Source organism: Georgenia sp. SUBG003 (assembly GCF_000715355.2).
Lineage (GTDB): Bacteria > Actinomycetota > Actinomycetes > Actinomycetales > Actinomycetaceae > Georgenia.
In genome coordinates, this window is record NZ_CP180204.1 from 1415903 (window position 1) to 1431259 (window position 15357).

10 protein-coding genes and 5 pseudogenes are annotated in these 15357 nt (G+C 70.1%); 6 read left to right on the top strand and 9 right to left on the bottom strand.

The window, feature by feature from the left end:
- Positions 1–78: 78 nt before the first annotated feature.
- A complete protein-coding gene (locus DA06_RS06950; protein ID WP_418607244.1) occupies positions 79–1302 on the bottom strand; it encodes an ABC transporter ATP-binding protein in 1224 nt (407 codons plus the stop codon).
- Positions 1295–1936, bottom strand: a complete 642-nt coding sequence (locus tag DA06_RS06955) for an ABC transporter permease (protein WP_043498577.1) — start codon at positions 1934–1936, stop codon at positions 1295–1297. Before DA06_RS06955 ends, DA06_RS06950 begins: the two co-directional genes overlap by 8 nt.
- 676 nt (positions 1937–2612) lie before the next feature.
- Here DA06_RS06955 and nrdH point away from each other — a divergent pair.
- The 5 genes and pseudogenes from nrdH (at position 2613) to nrdF (ending at position 6698) form a co-directional block, all read left to right on the top strand.
- On the top strand, positions 2613–2861 hold the full coding sequence (gene nrdH / locus DA06_RS06960; RefSeq protein ID WP_043498579.1) for a glutaredoxin-like protein NrdH: 249 nt from the start codon (positions 2613–2615) through the stop codon (positions 2859–2861).
- 97 nt (positions 2862–2958) lie between these two features.
- On the top strand, positions 2959–3375 hold the full coding sequence (gene nrdI / locus DA06_RS06965) for a class Ib ribonucleoside-diphosphate reductase assembly flavoprotein NrdI (protein ID WP_043498581.1): 417 nt from the start codon (positions 2959–2961) through the stop codon (positions 3373–3375).
- Positions 3376–3419: 44 nt separating this feature from the next.
- A pseudogene (locus DA06_RS06970) lies at positions 3420–4073 on the top strand (ribonucleotide reductase N-terminal alpha domain-containing protein); the annotation flags it as partial.
- A gap of 82 nt (positions 4074–4155) precedes the next feature.
- A pseudogene (gene nrdE / locus DA06_RS06975) lies at positions 4156–5503 on the top strand (class 1b ribonucleoside-diphosphate reductase subunit alpha).
- Positions 5504–5722: 219 nt separating this feature from the next.
- Positions 5723–6698 (top strand): annotated as a pseudogene (gene nrdF / locus DA06_RS06980) (class 1b ribonucleoside-diphosphate reductase subunit beta).
- Between the two features lie 477 nt (positions 6699–7175).
- Here the strand turns inward: nrdF and DA06_RS06985 are convergent.
- The 4 genes and pseudogenes from DA06_RS06985 to glmS all read right to left on the bottom strand — a co-directional run bounded on the left by DA06_RS06985 (position 7176) and on the right by glmS (position 10962).
- A complete protein-coding gene (locus DA06_RS06985; RefSeq protein WP_418608493.1) occupies positions 7176–8252 on the bottom strand; it encodes a hypothetical protein in 1077 nt (358 codons plus the stop codon).
- A gap of 172 nt (positions 8253–8424) precedes the next feature.
- Positions 8425–8511 (bottom strand): annotated as a pseudogene (locus DA06_RS06990) (hypothetical protein); the annotation flags it as partial.
- Between the two features lie 169 nt (positions 8512–8680).
- The gene (locus DA06_RS06995; protein ID WP_043498595.1) at positions 8681–9031 is read right to left on the bottom strand and encodes a holo-ACP synthase; all 351 of its coding nucleotides are present in this window, start codon (positions 9029–9031) and stop codon (positions 8681–8683) included.
- Positions 9032–9104: 73 nt separating this feature from the next.
- Positions 9105–10962 (bottom strand): annotated as a pseudogene (glmS, locus tag DA06_RS07000) (glutamine--fructose-6-phosphate transaminase (isomerizing)).
- A 406-nt stretch (positions 10963–11368) separates the two neighbouring features.
- On the opposite strand from glmS, the gene coaA reads away from it, so the two are divergent.
- On the top strand, positions 11369–12331 hold the full coding sequence (gene coaA, locus DA06_RS07005; RefSeq protein ID WP_043498597.1) for a type I pantothenate kinase: 963 nt from the start codon (positions 11369–11371) through the stop codon (positions 12329–12331).
- 15 nt (positions 12332–12346) lie between these two features.
- On the opposite strand, the gene DA06_RS07010 is transcribed toward coaA, so the two are convergent.
- From DA06_RS07010 to rpsI, 3 genes are all read right to left on the bottom strand, one after another.
- On the bottom strand, positions 12347–13207 hold the full coding sequence (locus DA06_RS07010; RefSeq protein ID WP_418607246.1) for a DedA family protein: 861 nt from the start codon (positions 13205–13207) through the stop codon (positions 12347–12349).
- Between the two features lie 173 nt (positions 13208–13380).
- Entirely contained in the window at positions 13381–14730 is a 1350-nt protein-coding gene (gene glmM, locus DA06_RS07015; RefSeq protein ID WP_043498600.1) for a phosphoglucosamine mutase, read from the bottom strand.
- Between the two features lie 132 nt (positions 14731–14862).
- On the bottom strand, positions 14863–15354 hold the full coding sequence (gene rpsI / locus DA06_RS07020) for a 30S ribosomal protein S9 (protein ID WP_043498602.1): 492 nt from the start codon (positions 15352–15354) through the stop codon (positions 14863–14865).
- Between the last annotated feature and the right edge of the window lie 3 nt (positions 15355–15357).

Sequence of the window (15357 nt, forward strand, 5' to 3'; positions counted from 1 at the left end):
CGCCCTTGGCGGGCGGGGCACCTCTGGTGGGGGCGGCCCGCGCGGCCTCTGCCCGGGGACCGGTGTTCGTCGGCGCGCTCACGACGCCGCCTCCTGGGCCGGAGCGTCGGGCGTCATGTGGGACATCACCTGGTCGACGGTGACGTATCCGAGGTAGGCGTCGCGCCGGCCCGTCACGACGACGCCGTTCTGCGAGGCGGTGAGCATGGTGTCCAGCGCCTCGCTGAGGGTGGACCGCCGCGCCAGCGCGGGGAGCATCTCGTCGAGGGTCCCGGCGATCGTCGTCTCGCGCTCGATCTCGTCGACCGGGTGCCAGCGCCGGGGCCTGCCCCGTCCGTCGAGCACGGCGACGAAGTCGTCCCCGGCCTCCCGCGCCCGGGCGGCGGCGTCGGGGCCGGAATCCCCGACGTTCGCCGTCGTCCCCTTCCGCAGGGGCAGGTCGCTCACCCGGGTGAGCGAGAGCGTCTTGAGGGCGGCGCCCTTGCCGATGAAGTCGGTGACGAAGTCCTCCGCCGGGTTGGAGAGGATCTCCTCGGGGGTGTCCAGCTGGACGATCCGGGCGCCGACGTCGAGGATCGCGATGCGGTCGCCGAGCTTGACGGCCTCGTCGAAGTCGTGGGTGACGATGACGATGGTCTTGCCCAGCTCCTCCTGGATGTTGAGGAGCTCGTCCTGGAGGCGGTGACGGGTGATCGGGTCGACCGCGCCGAACGGCTCGTCCATGAGCAGCACCGGCGGGTCGGCGGCCAGCGCACGGGCCACGCCGACGCGCTGCTGCTGCCCGCCGGAGAGCTCGCGCGGGTAACGGTCGCGGTACGTGTCCGGGTCGAGGCCGACGAGGTCGAGCAGCTCTTCCACGCGGGCGGCCGTGCGGGCCTTGTCCCACTTGAGCATGCCGGGCACGAGCGCGACGTTCGCGCCGACGGTCATGTGCGGGAAGAGACCGCCTGCCTGGATGACGTAGCCGATGCGGCGCCGGAGCCAGTCCGGGTCGGTGTTGGTGACGTCCTCGCCGCCCACGACGATCCGTCCCGAGGTGGGCTCGATGAGGCGGTTGATCATCTTCATCGTGGTGGTCTTGCCGCAGCCCGACGGGCCCACGAGCACGAGGATCTCCCCCGCACGGATCTCGAGGTCGATGTTGTCGACCGCCGGCCCGCCCTGCCCCGGGTACTGCTTGGTCACGTTCTCGAGGCGGATGGAGACGCCTGTGGTGCCGCCGTCGGCGCTGGTCCAGGCCTCGGCGCCGGCGGCTGTGCCCTCGCCGGGCGCGGATGCGGTGGGTGCGGTGGTCTCAGGCACGGATCCCCCTGGGGATGGTGAGGCGGCCGACGAGCACGAGGAGCAGGTCGACCACGAGGGCGAGGAGGACGACGGCGATCGTCCCGGTGAGGGTGGAGTAGACCGAGTTGGCCCCGCCGAGCCGGGCGAGGCCGGAGAAGATGAAGCCGCCGAGCCCGGGTCCGAGGACGTATGCGGCGACGGCGGCGACGCCCATGACCATCTGCGTGGAGACGCGGATCCCGGCGAGGATGACGGGCCACGCGAGCGGCAGCTCCACGCGCGCGAGCGTGGCGATCCGGCTCATCCCGATGCCCCGGGCAGACTCGACGGTGGCCCGGTCCACCCCCGCGAGGCCGACCACCGCGTTCCGAAGGATCGGCAGGGCCGCGTAGAAGGTGACGGCGATGACCGCCGGAAGCACGCCGAACCCGAACGGCGCCAGCAGGATGCCCAGCAGCGCGAAGGACGGGATGGTCAGACCGATCGCGGACGTCGAGTTGGCGAGCGAGGACAGCCGGGGGCTGCGGTACACGAGCACGGCCACGACGAGGGCGATCACCGTGGCGAGCACGACGCACTGGATGACCAGGCTGGCGTGCTGGTACGAGAGGTAGAGGATCTGCCCGCGTCGCTCGAGCACGTAGTCCCACATCCGGTGGTGTCTCCTCCTGGGCCGGCGGGTGTGCGGCGTCGGGTCCGGTGTCGGCCCGCGGGCTGACGGCCCCGCGGTCGGCGGGGGGTCGGTTACGGGCGGCGTCAGACCATATAGAGGTTGGCCGCTGCGCGCGACCGGAGGCCGGGCGCGGGGCCCGAGAGGTCCCACACTAGGTCCCCGGTCCGTACCCGGCGACAGGAGGCCGTCCGCAGTCCGCGACACGCCGGGGCGACGGCGACACGCCAGGAATATCGGACCGCCGGGAGCTCCTGCGAGCCGCCGTCGGGCCCCTGGGTGCACAGCGTGTGGACGACGCGCCGCGGGGCGTCCTCCACAGCCCGGCCCGGACGGCCGGCCACTCCGGATGTCGGTGGGGCCTGGGACGGTGACCGTGTGCGGGACAGCTGCCGGGGCGGCGCCGGGAGATGCCGTCCACAGGGCGTCCCCACACGAGGGCCGGCAATCCACAGAGAGGCGGTGGGAAGTGTGGACAGGGGACGGGACGCGACACGCCGTCCCCCATCATCTTGGGGTCCTCGGCGTGAGGGACCCCAAGTTGTAGTGTTCGAGACCCCGGATGACGTAGAGTTCATTCGAAGCACACACCTGTTGTTACAGCAGTGTCAGACGCGTTCTGAGCGTGACGACGCACTAGGCAAGGAGACCGGCTCGGATGAGCATCACCGTCTACAGCAAGCCGTCCTGCGTCCAGTGCGACGCCACGTACCGGGCGCTGAACAAGCAGGGTCTCGAGTACGAGGTCGTCGACATCACGGCCGACGCCGAGGCGCTGGAGAGCGTGAAGGCGCTCGGCTACCAGCAGGCCCCCGTGGTCTTCGCCGACGGCGACCACTGGTCGGGCTTCCGCCCCGACAAGATCAAGGCGCTCGCGGCCCAGCAGGCCGCCGCCGTCAGCGCCTGACGTCGGGGCAGCAGAACTTCGGCCGGGCCACCGCGACCCGGTGGCCCGGCCGAACACCAACGACGCCGTCCGCGGCGCCGCACCGGGAGGGCGGGAAATGGGCAGGCTCGTCTACTTCTCCTCCGTCACGAACAACACCCACCGCTTCGTGGAGAAGCTGGGGCTGCCGGCGGACCGCATCCCCGTCCGGCCGGCCGACCCGTTCCTCCGGGTGGACGAGGAGTACGTGCTCGTCGTCCCCACCTACGGCGGGGGCAACGGCCGTGGCGCGGTGCCCAAGCAGGTGATCCGGTTCCTCAACGACGAGCACAACCGTGCACTCATCCGGGGCGTGATCGCCGCCGGCAACCTCAACTTCGGTGCGGCGTACGGCATCGCGGGCGACATCGTCGCCGCGAAGTGCCAGGTGCCGTACCTGTACCGATTCGAACTACTGGGAACGACTGAGGACGTCACGCGCGTCCGAGAGGGATTGGGGCAGTTTTGGCAGCAACGCTCACAGATACCGGCGTAGAGGTCGCCAGCGCGCCGCAGCTCGACTACCACGCGCTGAACGCGATGCTGAACCTGTACGACGCGGACGGGAACATCCAGTTCGACAAGGACCGTGAGGCGGCGCGCCAGTACTTCCTCCAGCACGTCAACCAGAACACGGTCTTCTTCCACACGCTCAAGGAGAAGCTCGACTACCTGGTCGAGGAGGGTTACTACGAGAGCGAGGTGCTCGAGAAGTACTCCTTCGAGTTCCTCAACCGGCTCTGGGACCTGGCGTGGTCGAAGAAGTTCCGCTTCGACACGTTCCTCGGCGCGTTCAAGTACTACACCTCGTACACGCTGAAGACGTTCGACGGGAAGCGCTACCTCGAGCGGTTCGAGGACCGTGTGGTCATGGTCTCCCTCGCCCTGGCCGACGGCGACGAGACCCTCGCGACCAACATGGTCGAGGAGATCCTCGCCGGCCGTTTCCAGCCCGCCACCCCCACGTTCCTCAACGCCGGCAAGGCCGCGCGCGGCGAGCTGGTCTCCTGCTTCCTCCTGCGCATGGAGGACAACATGGAGTCGATCGCCCGGGGCATCAACTCGGCGCTGCAGCTGTCCAAGCGCGGCGGCGGCGTGGCGCTGTCGCTGACGAACATCCGTGAGGCCGGCGCGCCGATCAAGAAGATCCAGAACCAGTCCTCCGGGGTCATCCCCGTGATGAAGCTGCTCGAGGACTCCTTCTCCTACGCCAACCAGCTCGGGGCGCGCCAGGGTGCGGGCGCGGTGTACCTGCACGCCCACCACCCCCGACATCATGAAGTTCCTCGACACGAAGCGGGAGAACGCGGACGAGAAGATCCGCATCAAGACGCTCTCGCTCGGCGTCGTGATCCCGGACATCACGTTCGAGCTCGCGAAGAAGAACGAAGACATGTACCTGTTCTCGCCCTACGACGTCGAGCGCGTCTACGGCGTGCCGTTCAGCGAGGTCAGCGTCTCCGAGAAGTACCACGAGATGGTCGACGACGGCCGGATCAAGAAGACCAAGCTCAACGCCCGCAACTTCTTCCAGACCCTCGCCGAGCTCCAGTTCGAGTCGGGCTACCCCTACATCGTGTTCGAGGACACGGTGAACCGGGCCAACCCGATCGAGGGTCGGATCACCATGTCGAACCTGTGCTCGGAGATCCTCCAGGTCTCGACGCCGTCGGAGTTCAACGAGGACCTGAGCTACGCCTCGGTCGGCAAGGACATCTCCTGCAACCTCGGCTCGCTGAACATCGCGAAGGCGATGGAGTCCCCGGACTTCGGCAGGACCGTCGGCACGGCGATCCGCTCGCTCACCGCGGTCGCCGACCAGACCCACATCTGGTCCGTGCCGTCGATCGAGCAGGGCAACAACGACTCCCACGCCATCGGCCTGGGCCAGATGAACCTGCACGGCTACCTCGCCCGCGAGCGGATCCACTACGGGTCCGAGGAGGGCCTGGACTTCACGAACATGTACTTCTACACGGTGGCCTTCCACGCCGTGGCGGAGTCCAACAGGATCGCCATCGAGAAGGGCCGGACCTTCAAGGGCTTCGAGGACTCCAAGTACGCGTCCGGGGAGTACTTCGACAAGTACGTGAACGGCACCTGGGAGCCGCGCACCGAGCGGGTGCGCCAGCTCTTCGCCGACGCCGGCGTGCACATCCCCACGCAGGAGGACTGGCGCGAGCTCGCGGAGTCGGTGAGGCAGCACGGCATCTACAACCAGAACCTCCAGGCCGTGCCGCCGACCGGGTCCATCTCCTACATCAACAACTCGACGTCCTCGATCCACCCGATCGTCTCGAAGGTGGAGATCCGCAAGGAGGGCAAGATCGGGCGGGGTGTACTACCCGGCGCCGTTCATGACGAACGACAACCTCGAGTACTACGAGGACGCGTACGAGATCGGTGCCGAGAAGATCATCGACACGTACGCCGAGGCCACGCAGCACGTGGACCAGGGTCTGTCGCTCACGCTGTTCTTCAAGGACACCGCCACCACGCGCGACGTCAACCGGGCTCAGATCTACGCCTGGCGCAAGGGCATCAAGACGCTCTACTACATCCGGGTCCGCCAGCTCGCCCTCGAGGGGACCGAGGTGGAGGGCTGCGTCAGCTGCATGCTCTGACCCCTCGCCCGCGAGACGTCATCTCCTCCGCGAGACGTCATCTCCACGACGAGAGGTCGGTTCCTCCGCGACACGGCAGGAACGCACCGGCCGACGGCGGACGCCACGCTCCGCCGTCGGCCCCCGGTGGGAGGATCCCACCCGGGCAGCCCCCGCTCCCGAGAAACGCCGCACACCCCCCGGCTGGCGCCGGAAGACGAAACAGGAGAGGCACGCACCGTGTCGGAGAAGCTGAAGCTGGTCAGCCGCGTCCAGGCGATCAACTGGAACCGTGTCCAGGACGAGAAGGACGTCGAGGTCTGGGACCGCCTGACCTCCAACTTCTGGCTGCCCGAGAAGGTGCCGCTGTCCAACGACATCCAGTCCTGGGCGACGCTCAACGAGGCCGAGAAGCTCATGACCACCCGGGTCTTCACCGGCCTGACGCTCCTGGACACCATCCAGGGCACCGTGGGTGCGGTCTCGCTGATCCCCGACGCGGTGACCCCGCACGAGGAGGCCGTCTACACGAACATCGCGTTCATGGAGTCGGTGCACGCCAAGAGCTACTCCTCGATCTTCTCCACGCTCATCTCCACCAGGGAGATCGACGACGCGTTCCGCTGGTCGGAGGAGAACGAGAACCTCCAGCGCAAGGCGCAGATCGTCATGGACTACTACCGCGGCGACGACCCGGAGAAGCGCAAGGTCGCCTCCACGATGCTGGAGTCCTTCCTGTTCTACTCGGGCTTCTACGCCCCCGATGTACTGGTCGAGCCACGCCAAGCTGACCAACACCGCCGACCTCATCCGCCTGATCATCCGCGACGAGGCCGTCCACGGCTACTACATCGGCTACAAGTTCCAGCGCGCGCTGGAGACGGCGTCGCCCGAGCGCCGCCAGGAGCTCAAGGACTACACGTTCGAGCTGCTCTTCGAGCTCTACGACAACGAGGAGCAGTACACCGAGGACCTCTACGACCCGCTGGGCCTGACCGAGGACGTGAAGGCGTTCCTGCGCTACAACGCGAACAAGGCGCTGAACAACCTCGGCTACGAGGGTCTGTTCCCCAAGGACCAGACGAACGTCAACCCGGCGATCCTGTCCTCGCTCTCCCCGAACGCGGACGAGAACCACGACTTCTTCTCCGGCTCCGGCTCGAGCTACGTCATGGGCAAGGCCGTGAACACGGAGGACGAGGACTGGGACTTCTAGGCGGCGGCACCGTCCGGCCGCGGGAAGTTGCTGCCCTCGGTCCTGTGAGGTGACATCGAACTTGTCACTAGTGACACGTTAGATGTCATGGTGACACGGTAGCTGTCACGAGTGACAGAACTTGTCCCACCCTCGCATTCATGGAGCGACATAGCTGGTGGAGAGCCCTGGCCAGGAGTCAGGGCCTCCATCAGCAGACCAGTTAGAAGAAAAGCCTTCTAGCAGCACTCTGTCTCGAAAGCTGCATTGAGATTCAGCTGCTAACTGAAGAGGGCTCCAAGGAATTTAAGCTAACGAGTGCCGCCCTTGGGTTTTGTTATGGGAGGGTGTCCCCCCCAGACGGGACTCTCGATTTTGGCGCGTCTTCTGACCCAGACGACGACGTCGTCGCCCAAGGAGCGGTTACCGAGCATATCGCCCGCACGAATACATCACCGGACAGGCTGTACGGCACAGTTCGAATGAGCTCGGGTGTAGTTACAGGCCAGGACCATGCCTCCGGTGACGGTTCCTCAACCGGGAGGGCCTCGGTGGCTCGGCCTGCCGCGCCCATCTCCCGTGAGGTGTCGGCAGGCCAGGTATGTCAGTGGGCGGGGCGATCGTCGAAGGCGTGGCCCCCGCCACATCCGTCCGGGCCCCCGCCGGACGGCCCCGAACGGAGACACTTTCATGAGCGCAGCAGCCCCCGACACGTACCCGACGCTCGAGAACCTCCTCGCGGACGCGCTCGAGCGCATTCAGGTCCACCCCGAGGAGATCGCCGAGGCAAAGCGACGACGCACCGCCGTCGCCATCGCGTTGCGCAAAGAGTTCTCCTCGGGTGGCGACCATGCACGCACCTACGTCAACGGCAGCGTCGCGCACGGCGACGCCCTCACCCCCCTGGTCGACGTCGATCTCGGCGTCGTCGTCCCGGATCCCGACGGCGAGTACGGGCCTGGCAACGGCGGTCCGCTCGCGCTGAAGGAGCGCGCCGCGAACGCCGTGCGACGCGAGCTCAAGGAAGAGTTCGGCGACCTGCGCGTGGAGGTTAAGGGCCGCAAGCGGTCGGTCCTGATCCGATTCAACGAGCCGATGCGCCAGGGTTGGGACGACTTCACCGCCGACATTATCGTCGCCCTGGACCACCCCTCCGGCAGCGGGCTGTACATCCCCAAGGACAGCACCTGGGACAGGTCGGACCCGGAGGAGCACACCGATCTCGTCCTGGCGGCGATCAAGCGCACCGAGGTCACCTTCGCCCGCGTGGTGCGCCTCCTCAAGCACTGGCTGCGCCAGTTCGAGGATGCACCGCTGTGCTCCTGGCACGTCAAGGTCCTCGCGCTGGACAGCATCACAAGACCCACCCCGCTCCTGGACGGGCTCTTGATTTGGTTCCGTGACGCCGCCGCCGCCCTTGAGGCGGGGGGTACCCCGGACCCGGCCGGGGTCGGTCCCGACATCGAGACCGCCAACCCCGACCGGAGGGCGGTGGCCCGACAGTTGCGCAGCGCCGCCGACGAGCTCGTCGCCGCCATCGACCTCGAGGACGACGGCTGGCCGGCGCTGGCGCACGACAAGCTGGCCGCGTTCTTCGACGACGAGGCGATGCTGCCGGGTCCGGACAGCCGTGCCGTAACCCGGGAGCTGGCGGAGTGGATGTCCCGCCGGACCACGCCCGAGCGGCGGCGGCCAGCGCGGCATGCACCTGGCAGCCGCGCCGGACGAGGTGAGGGCCGGCGAACAGGGCGTCCCCGCCGTTGTTGCCCCCGCCGACGAGCAGCAGGACCACCGAGCCGGCGACCCGGCCCCGCTCGCGCAGCTCGGCGGTCACGTGGGTGGCCAGGGCGAAGGCGGCGGACGCATCAGCGGCTCGCCGGCGGCCAGGAGCGGTTCCTCCGCGGCCCGCACGGCCGCGGCGCTGTGGGCTCGGATCATGGGCCCATCGTGCCGTGCGCGGCCGGCGCCGTCCTGCGACCCTGCCGGGGTGTCGCCGGGTGCGCTCAGGCCTCGGCGACCACCATGGCGGAGGCGATCCCGGCGTCGTGCGAGATGGACAGGTGCCAGCGGGTGATGCCGAGCTCCGCAGCACGCGCCGCCACGGTCCCGCGCAGCTCGACCACCGGCGGGCCACCCGTCACCCGGTGGACCGTGCAGTCGTGCCACCGCATCCCGGCGGGGGCGCCGAGCGCCTTGGCGATCGCCTCCTTGGCCGCGAACCGGGCGGCCAGCGACGCGTCGGGCAGCTCCCGCTCCTCAGGGGTGAAGATCTTCTCCCGCAGGCGCGGCACGCGGTCGAGCTCGGCGATGAACCGGGCGACGTCGCACACGTCGATGCCGACGGAGACGATCATGCCGGGCCTCCGGCCGGGCGTTCCCGGCGCCCGGCCGGACGGGACCGGCCCGGCCGCCCGGGCTGCGCCGTCGTCACTCCACCGTCACGGACTTGGCGAGGTTGCGCGGCTGGTCCACGTCGAGCCCCTTCGCGGTGGCCAGGGCGCACGCGAAGATCTGCAGCGGCACGACGGTGACCAGCGGCATCATCAGCGTCGGGGTCTGCGGGACCCGGAGGACGACGTCGGCGAACTCGGTGACCGCCTCGTCGCCCTCCTCCGCGATCACCAGGGTGCGGGCACCGCGGGCGCGCACCTCCTGGATGTTGGAGACGACCTTGGCGTGCAGGGTGGGCCGGCGCGGCGTCGGCACGATCACGAACACCGGCTGGCCCTCGTCGATCAGGGCGATGGGCCCGTGCTTGAGCTCGCCGGCGGCGAACCCCTCGGCGTGGATGTAGGCCAGCTCCTTGAGCTTCAGCGCCCCCTCGAGGGCCACCGGGTAGCCGACGTGCCGGCCGAGGAAGAGCACCGAGGTGGCGTCCTTCATCGAGCGCGCGACGTCCTTGACGTTCTCCTCGCCGTCGATCACCTGCTGGATCTTGGCCGGGAGCTTGCCGAGCTCCTCGAGGTAGCCGGCGACCTCGTCGACGTACTTGTTGCCGCGCAGCTGCGAGAGGTACAGGCCGAGCAGGTAGCACGCGGTGATCTGGGCGAGGAACGCCTTGGTGGAGGCCACCGCCACCTCGGGCCCGGCGTGCGTGTAGAGCACGGCGTCGGACTCGCGGGCGATGGTCGAGCCGTGGGTGTTGACCACGGCGAGGACCTTCGCACCCTGCTCGCGCGCGTGCCGGATCGCCATGATCGTGTCCATGGTCTCCCCCGACTGGGAGATGGCCACGACGAGGGTCTTCTCGTTGACCACCGGGTCGCGGTAGCGGAACTCGTGCGCGAGCTCCACCTCCACGGGGATCCGGCACCAGTGCTCGACGGCGTACTTGGCCACGTGCCCGGCGTAGGCGGCGGTGCCGCACGCGATGACGATGATCTTGTCGACGCTGCGCAGGATGGACTCGTCGATGCGCAGCTCGTCGAGCACGAGGTTGCCGTGGCCGTCCGTGCGGCCCAGCAGGGTGTCCGCGACGGCCTTGGGCTGGTCGTGGATCTCCTTCTCCATGAAGGTGGCGAACCCGCCCTTGACGGCGGCCGCGGCGTCCCAGTCCACGGTGAAGCGGCGGGGCTGGACCTCGGCGCCCGCGGCGTCGACCACGCGCACGCCGTCGGACGAGAGGGTGACGACCTGGTCCTGGTCGACCTCCATGGCCTCCTTGGTGAAGGCGATGAAGGCGGCGACGTCGGAGCCGAGGAAGTTCTCCCCCTCGCCAAGCCCGACGACGAGGGGCGAGTTCCGCCGGGCGCCGACCACCGTGCCCGGCTGGTCCGCGTGGACCGCGAGGAGGGTGAAGGCGCCCTCGAGGCGCGCCGTGACGGCGAGCATGGCGGCGGTGAGGTCCGTCGTGCCGTTCATCGTGCGGGCGAGGAGGTGGGCGACGACCTCGGTGTCGGTCTCCGACGTGAAGCTCACGCCGTCGGCCAGGAGCTCGGCCTTGAGCGCGGCGAAGTTCTCGATGATGCCGTTGTGGATGACGGCGAGGGTGCCGTCCTCGCTGACGTGCGGGTGCGCGTTGACGTCGGTGGGCCCGCCGTGGGTGGCCCAGCGTGTGTGCCCGATGGCGGCGGTCGCGCCGGGCAGCGGGTCCTCCTCGAGCGCCCCGCGCAGGTTGGCGAGCTTGCCGGCCCGCTTGGCCGTGGCGAGGCCCTCCGGGGTGACGAGCGCGACGCCCGCGGAGTCGTAACCGCGGTACTCCAGGCGTGCGAGTCCCTCCATGGCGACGTCGAGGGGGCGGGTGCTGGGGGGTTGCGGGGCCTACGTACCCGACGATTCCACACATGGTTGCAGGATAACTTCCGTCCGGGCGGGTCCCGCGCGGCTCCGCCGTCCGGTGCGGGTCCCGCGCGGCTGCGCCGTCCGGTGCGGGTCCCGCCGTCCGGTGCGCACGGCCTGAGCCACGCCGGCCCCCCTGTCCGACGCACGTGCGTGCACCGAGTGCTGCCGGACCCGCCCCGTGCTGCCGCAACCGCGCCGTGCGACCGGAACGCCACGCGCGGTGGGTGACGCTGCCCGCACCGGGCCAAAACACCCGCAGCCGCTGGAGCTGCGTGCATCGGGCGGGACGCGCGCAGTGCCTCGGAGGCACGCACCGGATGGACGCGCGCAGTGCCCGGGAGGCATGGCCCCGCGCCCATGAAGCAGTGCCGCGTCACGCGGGAGGGCGGCGGTGCGAGAGACTGTGCGCCGTGTCCTTCCCGCGCACGACGACGTCCGCCGCCGCCAACCCCTACGTCGAGTTCGACCGTGCGTCCTGGTCGCGGCTGGCCGCCGCGACCCCGTTGCCGCTGACGGCCGCCGACGTGGTCAACCTCCGCGGCCTCGGCGACCCGATCGACCTGCCGGAGGTCGACGCCGTCTACCGCCCGCTCTCGGGGCTGCTGCAGCTCTACGCCGCCGCGACCGGCGCCCTGCACCGGGCGACGTCGACGTTCCTCGGTGAGCGCGCCACCCGGACGCCCTACGTCATCGGCGTGGCCGGCTCCGTCGCGGTGGGCAAGTCCTCCGCCGCCCGCCTGCTGCGCGAGCTGATGCGACGCTGGCCGCAGACGCCGCGGGTGGACCTCATCACGACCGACGGCTTCCTCTACCCCAACGCCGAGCTGCGCCGGCGGGGGCTCCTCGAGCGCAAGGGGTTCCCGGAGTCCTACGACCGCCGGGCGCTGCTCAGGTTCGTCGCGGAGGTCAAGAGCGGGGCGGACGAGGTCACCGCACCGCTGTACGACCACGTCACCTACGACATCCTGCCCGACCGCCGCCAGGTGGTGCGGCACCCGGACGTGCTGATCGTCGAGGGCCTCAACGTCCTGGCGCCCGCCCGCGCACGTGCGGACGGGACGATGTCGATGGCGGTGAGCGACTTCTTCGACTTCTCCATCTACGTCGACGCGCGCACCCGGGACATCAAGCAGTGGTACGTCGAGAGGTTCCTCAAGCTGCGGCGGACCGCGTTCTCCAACCCGGCGTCCTACTTCCGCCGCTACGCCGACCTGGACGACGCCGCGGCCGTGGCGAAGGCGGAGGAGATCTGGGAGTCCATCAACGCCCCGAACCTCGCCCAGAACATCCTCCCGACGCGCGGGAGAGCCACGCTGGTGCTGACCAAGGCGGAGGACCACCGCATGCACCGCATGCGGCTGCGCAAGCTCTGAGGCGTCCGCGTCACCTCACGCGGCGCCGCGGCCACCGCCCGTCCGGCCGGCCGCCCGCTGGTGCGCTGCCGGGTGTGCACTCGGGGTGGGGCGGTTCTCGGCTGTCCCGTCCCCGTGCGAGCGGTCGGCACGATCGCCGTCCTGCCCCGTGTTCCTCGCGGACGAGCCATCCGGCTCCCGGTCGTCCCCCGCTGCGGCGCGTCCGGCCGGAGCGTCCTCCGCGTCGTCGTCCTCGACGTGCATGCGCACCGCGGGTGGCGGGACGTCCGGGAACCAGCGGCGCTGGACGGCGCCGAGCAGCTTGTCCACCAGGATGCCCGCCAGCACCCCGCCGGTGACGCCGACCGCGACGGCGATCAGCGGGTGCTCATGCAGGTAGTGGCCCGCGCCGAGACCCATGAGCGTGGAGTAGCCGCCCCACACCACCGCGGCGATCGCCGCGATCGCGACGAAGCGCTTGCGCGGGTACCCCACGGCGCCCGCGGTCATGTTGACGGCCACCCGGCCGATGGGGATGAACCGCGCGGAGAGGATGTAGACGGAGCCGCGCAGGGCCAGTGCCCGCGTCGCCCGGGCCAGCGCCGCCTGGCCGCGCGGGCCGCGCAGGATGCGGATGTTCTCGACGGGGACCTTGGACCCGATCGTGTACGCGATCAGGTCGCCGCAGAAGGCCCCCACTGCAGCGGCCAGGACGAGGAACCACAGGCTCGGGGCGTCGCCGCTGACCGAGAGCGCGGCCACCGCGATGACGATCGACTCGCTGGGCACCGGCGGGAAGAAGCCGTCGATCGTGGCGAGGACGGTCACGGCGAGGAGGATCCACGGGGACCCGGCAAGCCCCAGGACGAACTCCTCCACGGCCTGCATCAGCTCCATGGTGTCCTTCCGCCGGGCCAGCTCCCGGCACCCCGGGGACGTCTCTGCAACGGTACGTCACGGCAGGGGCTGCCGGTATGGGGGATGCCCCTGACAGATGTGAGGGTCTCGGGAAGAAGCATGGAGGTCTCCTGTGGGCGCGCCCGCGGCCGGCAGGTGCTGCAGGACCCCCGTCAGAGCGCCAGGCGCTCCTCCACGACGTCGGCGAGGCCGTGCGCGACGACCTCGGCCTCGTCCATCGTCGCGGCCTCCACCATGACGCGGACCAGCGGCTCCGTGCCGGAGGGACGCAGCAGCACACGACCGGTCTCGCCGAGGCTGGCCTCGGCCCGCCGGACGGCGTCGACGACGCCCTCGTCGTCGGCCGCGCGTGCCTTGTCCACTCCCTTGACGTTGACCAGGACCTGGGGCATCCGGGTGACCACGGAGGCCAGGTCTGCCAGCGACCGGCCGGTGCCGACCACCCGGGCCGCCAGCAGCAGCGACGTCAGGATGCCGTCGCCCGTCGTGGCGTAGTGGGAGTTGATGATGTGGCCGGACTGCTCGCCGCCGAGCGTGTACCCGCCGGCGCGCATCGCCTCGAGCACGTAGCGGTCGCCGACGCCCGTCTGGACCGTCCTGATGCTCGCGTCCCGCATCGCCAGCAGGAGCCCGAGGTTGGACATCACCGTGACGACCAGCGTGTCGTCGACGAGCGTGCCGGCCTCCTTCATGGCGGTGGCGAGCAGCCCCATGATCTGGTCCCCGTCGACCAGGGCGCCGGTGTGGTCGACGGCCAGGCAGCGGTCGGCGTCACCGTCGTACGCCACGCCGAAGGCCGCCTCGGAGGCGACGGTGACGGCCTGGAGCTGCTCGGGGTGCGTCGAGCCGCAGGCGTCGTTGATGTTGCGGCCGTCGGGAGAGGCGTTGATGACGACGACGTCGGCGCCCGCCTCGCGCAGCGCGAGGGGCGCCACGTCGCTGGCGGCGCCGTTCGCGCAGTCCACCGCGATGCGGACACCGTCCAGCGGGCGCCCGGCGGCCGCGACGAGGTGGTCGATGTAGTTCCGGTCGGCGAGGGCGACGTCGTTGCTGATGCGGCCGACGTCGGCGCCCACGGGACGGTCCCACTGCGCCGCGAGCGTCGCCTCGATCCGGTCCTCGATGGCGTCCTCGAGCTTGAAGCCGCCGCGGGCGAAGAACTTGATGCCGTTGTCCGGCATGGCGTTGTGGGAGGCCGAGACGACGACGCCGAGCTCGACGTCGGTGCTGGCGGTCAGGTGCGCGATGCCCGGGGTGGGGAGCACGCCCACCTCGGTGACGTCCACGCCGGCGCTCGCGAGTCCGGCGGCCAGGGCGGAGGAGAGGAACTCGCCGGAGACGCGGGTGTCGCGCCCGATCACGGCACGGGGACGGGTGCCTCGGAAGTCGCCGGAGGAGGTGACGACCCGGGCGGCCGCCGCGCCGAGACTGAGGGCTAGCTCTGCGGTGACGTCGCGGTTGGCGAGGCCTCGCACGCCGTCGGTGCCGAAGAGTCGGGCCATGGTTCTACCTCCGAGTGGGTGGGTTGTGCGGCGTCCATGGTGCCAGTTCGTCGGCGGGCAGGACGCACGTGCCGGAACGCGCCGCGGCCCCGCCCGAGACAGCTCGGTGCGGGGCCGCGGACGAGGCGCTGATCAGCGCTTCGAGTACTGCGGGGCCTTGCGGGCCTTCTTCAGACCGGCCTTCTTGCGCTCGACCGAACGGTCGTCGCGGCGGAGGAACCCGGCCTTCTTCAGCGCCGGACGGTTCGACTCGCGGTCGATCTCGTTGAGGGCGCGGGCGATGCCCATGCGGAGGGCGCCGGCCTGGCCGGAGATGCCGCCGCCGTTGATGCGGGCGATGACGTCGAAGCGGCCGGCGATGTCGAGCAGCGTGAACGGCGAGCTCACGAGCTGCTGGTGGAGCTTGTTGGGGAAGTAGTCCTCGAGCGAGCGCCCGTTGATCTTCCACTCGCCGGTGCCGGGGACGAGACGCACCCGGGCGACCGCCTCCTTGCGGCGACCGAGGGCCTGGCCCGGCGCGGTCAGCGACTGACCCTGCCCGGCGGCGGCAGCCTCGCTCTCGGTGGTGTAGCTGCTGGGGACGTTCTCGTCGTCCAGCTCGATGTCCGAAGTGGTCTCAGCCACAGT

Coding starts and splice junctions, on each gene's coding strand:
- DA06_RS06955 (WP_043498577.1), bottom strand. CDS start 1,936: ATGTGGGACTACGTGCTCGAGCGACGCGGGCAGATCCTCTACCTCTCG.
- nrdH (WP_043498579.1), top strand. CDS start 2,613: ATGAGCATCACCGTCTACAGCAAGCCGTCCTGCGTCCAGTGCGACGCC.
- nrdI (WP_043498581.1), top strand. CDS start 2,959: ATGGGCAGGCTCGTCTACTTCTCCTCCGTCACGAACAACACCCACCGC.
- DA06_RS06995 (WP_043498595.1), bottom strand. CDS start 9,031: ATGATCGTCTCCGTCGGCATCGACGTGTGCGACGTCGCCCGGTTCATC.
- DA06_RS07010 (WP_418607246.1), bottom strand. CDS start 13,207: ATGGAGCTGATGCAGGCCGTGGAGGAGTTCGTCCTGGGGCTTGCCGGG.
- glmM (WP_043498600.1), bottom strand. CDS start 14,730: ATGGCCCGACTCTTCGGCACCGACGGCGTGCGAGGCCTCGCCAACCGC.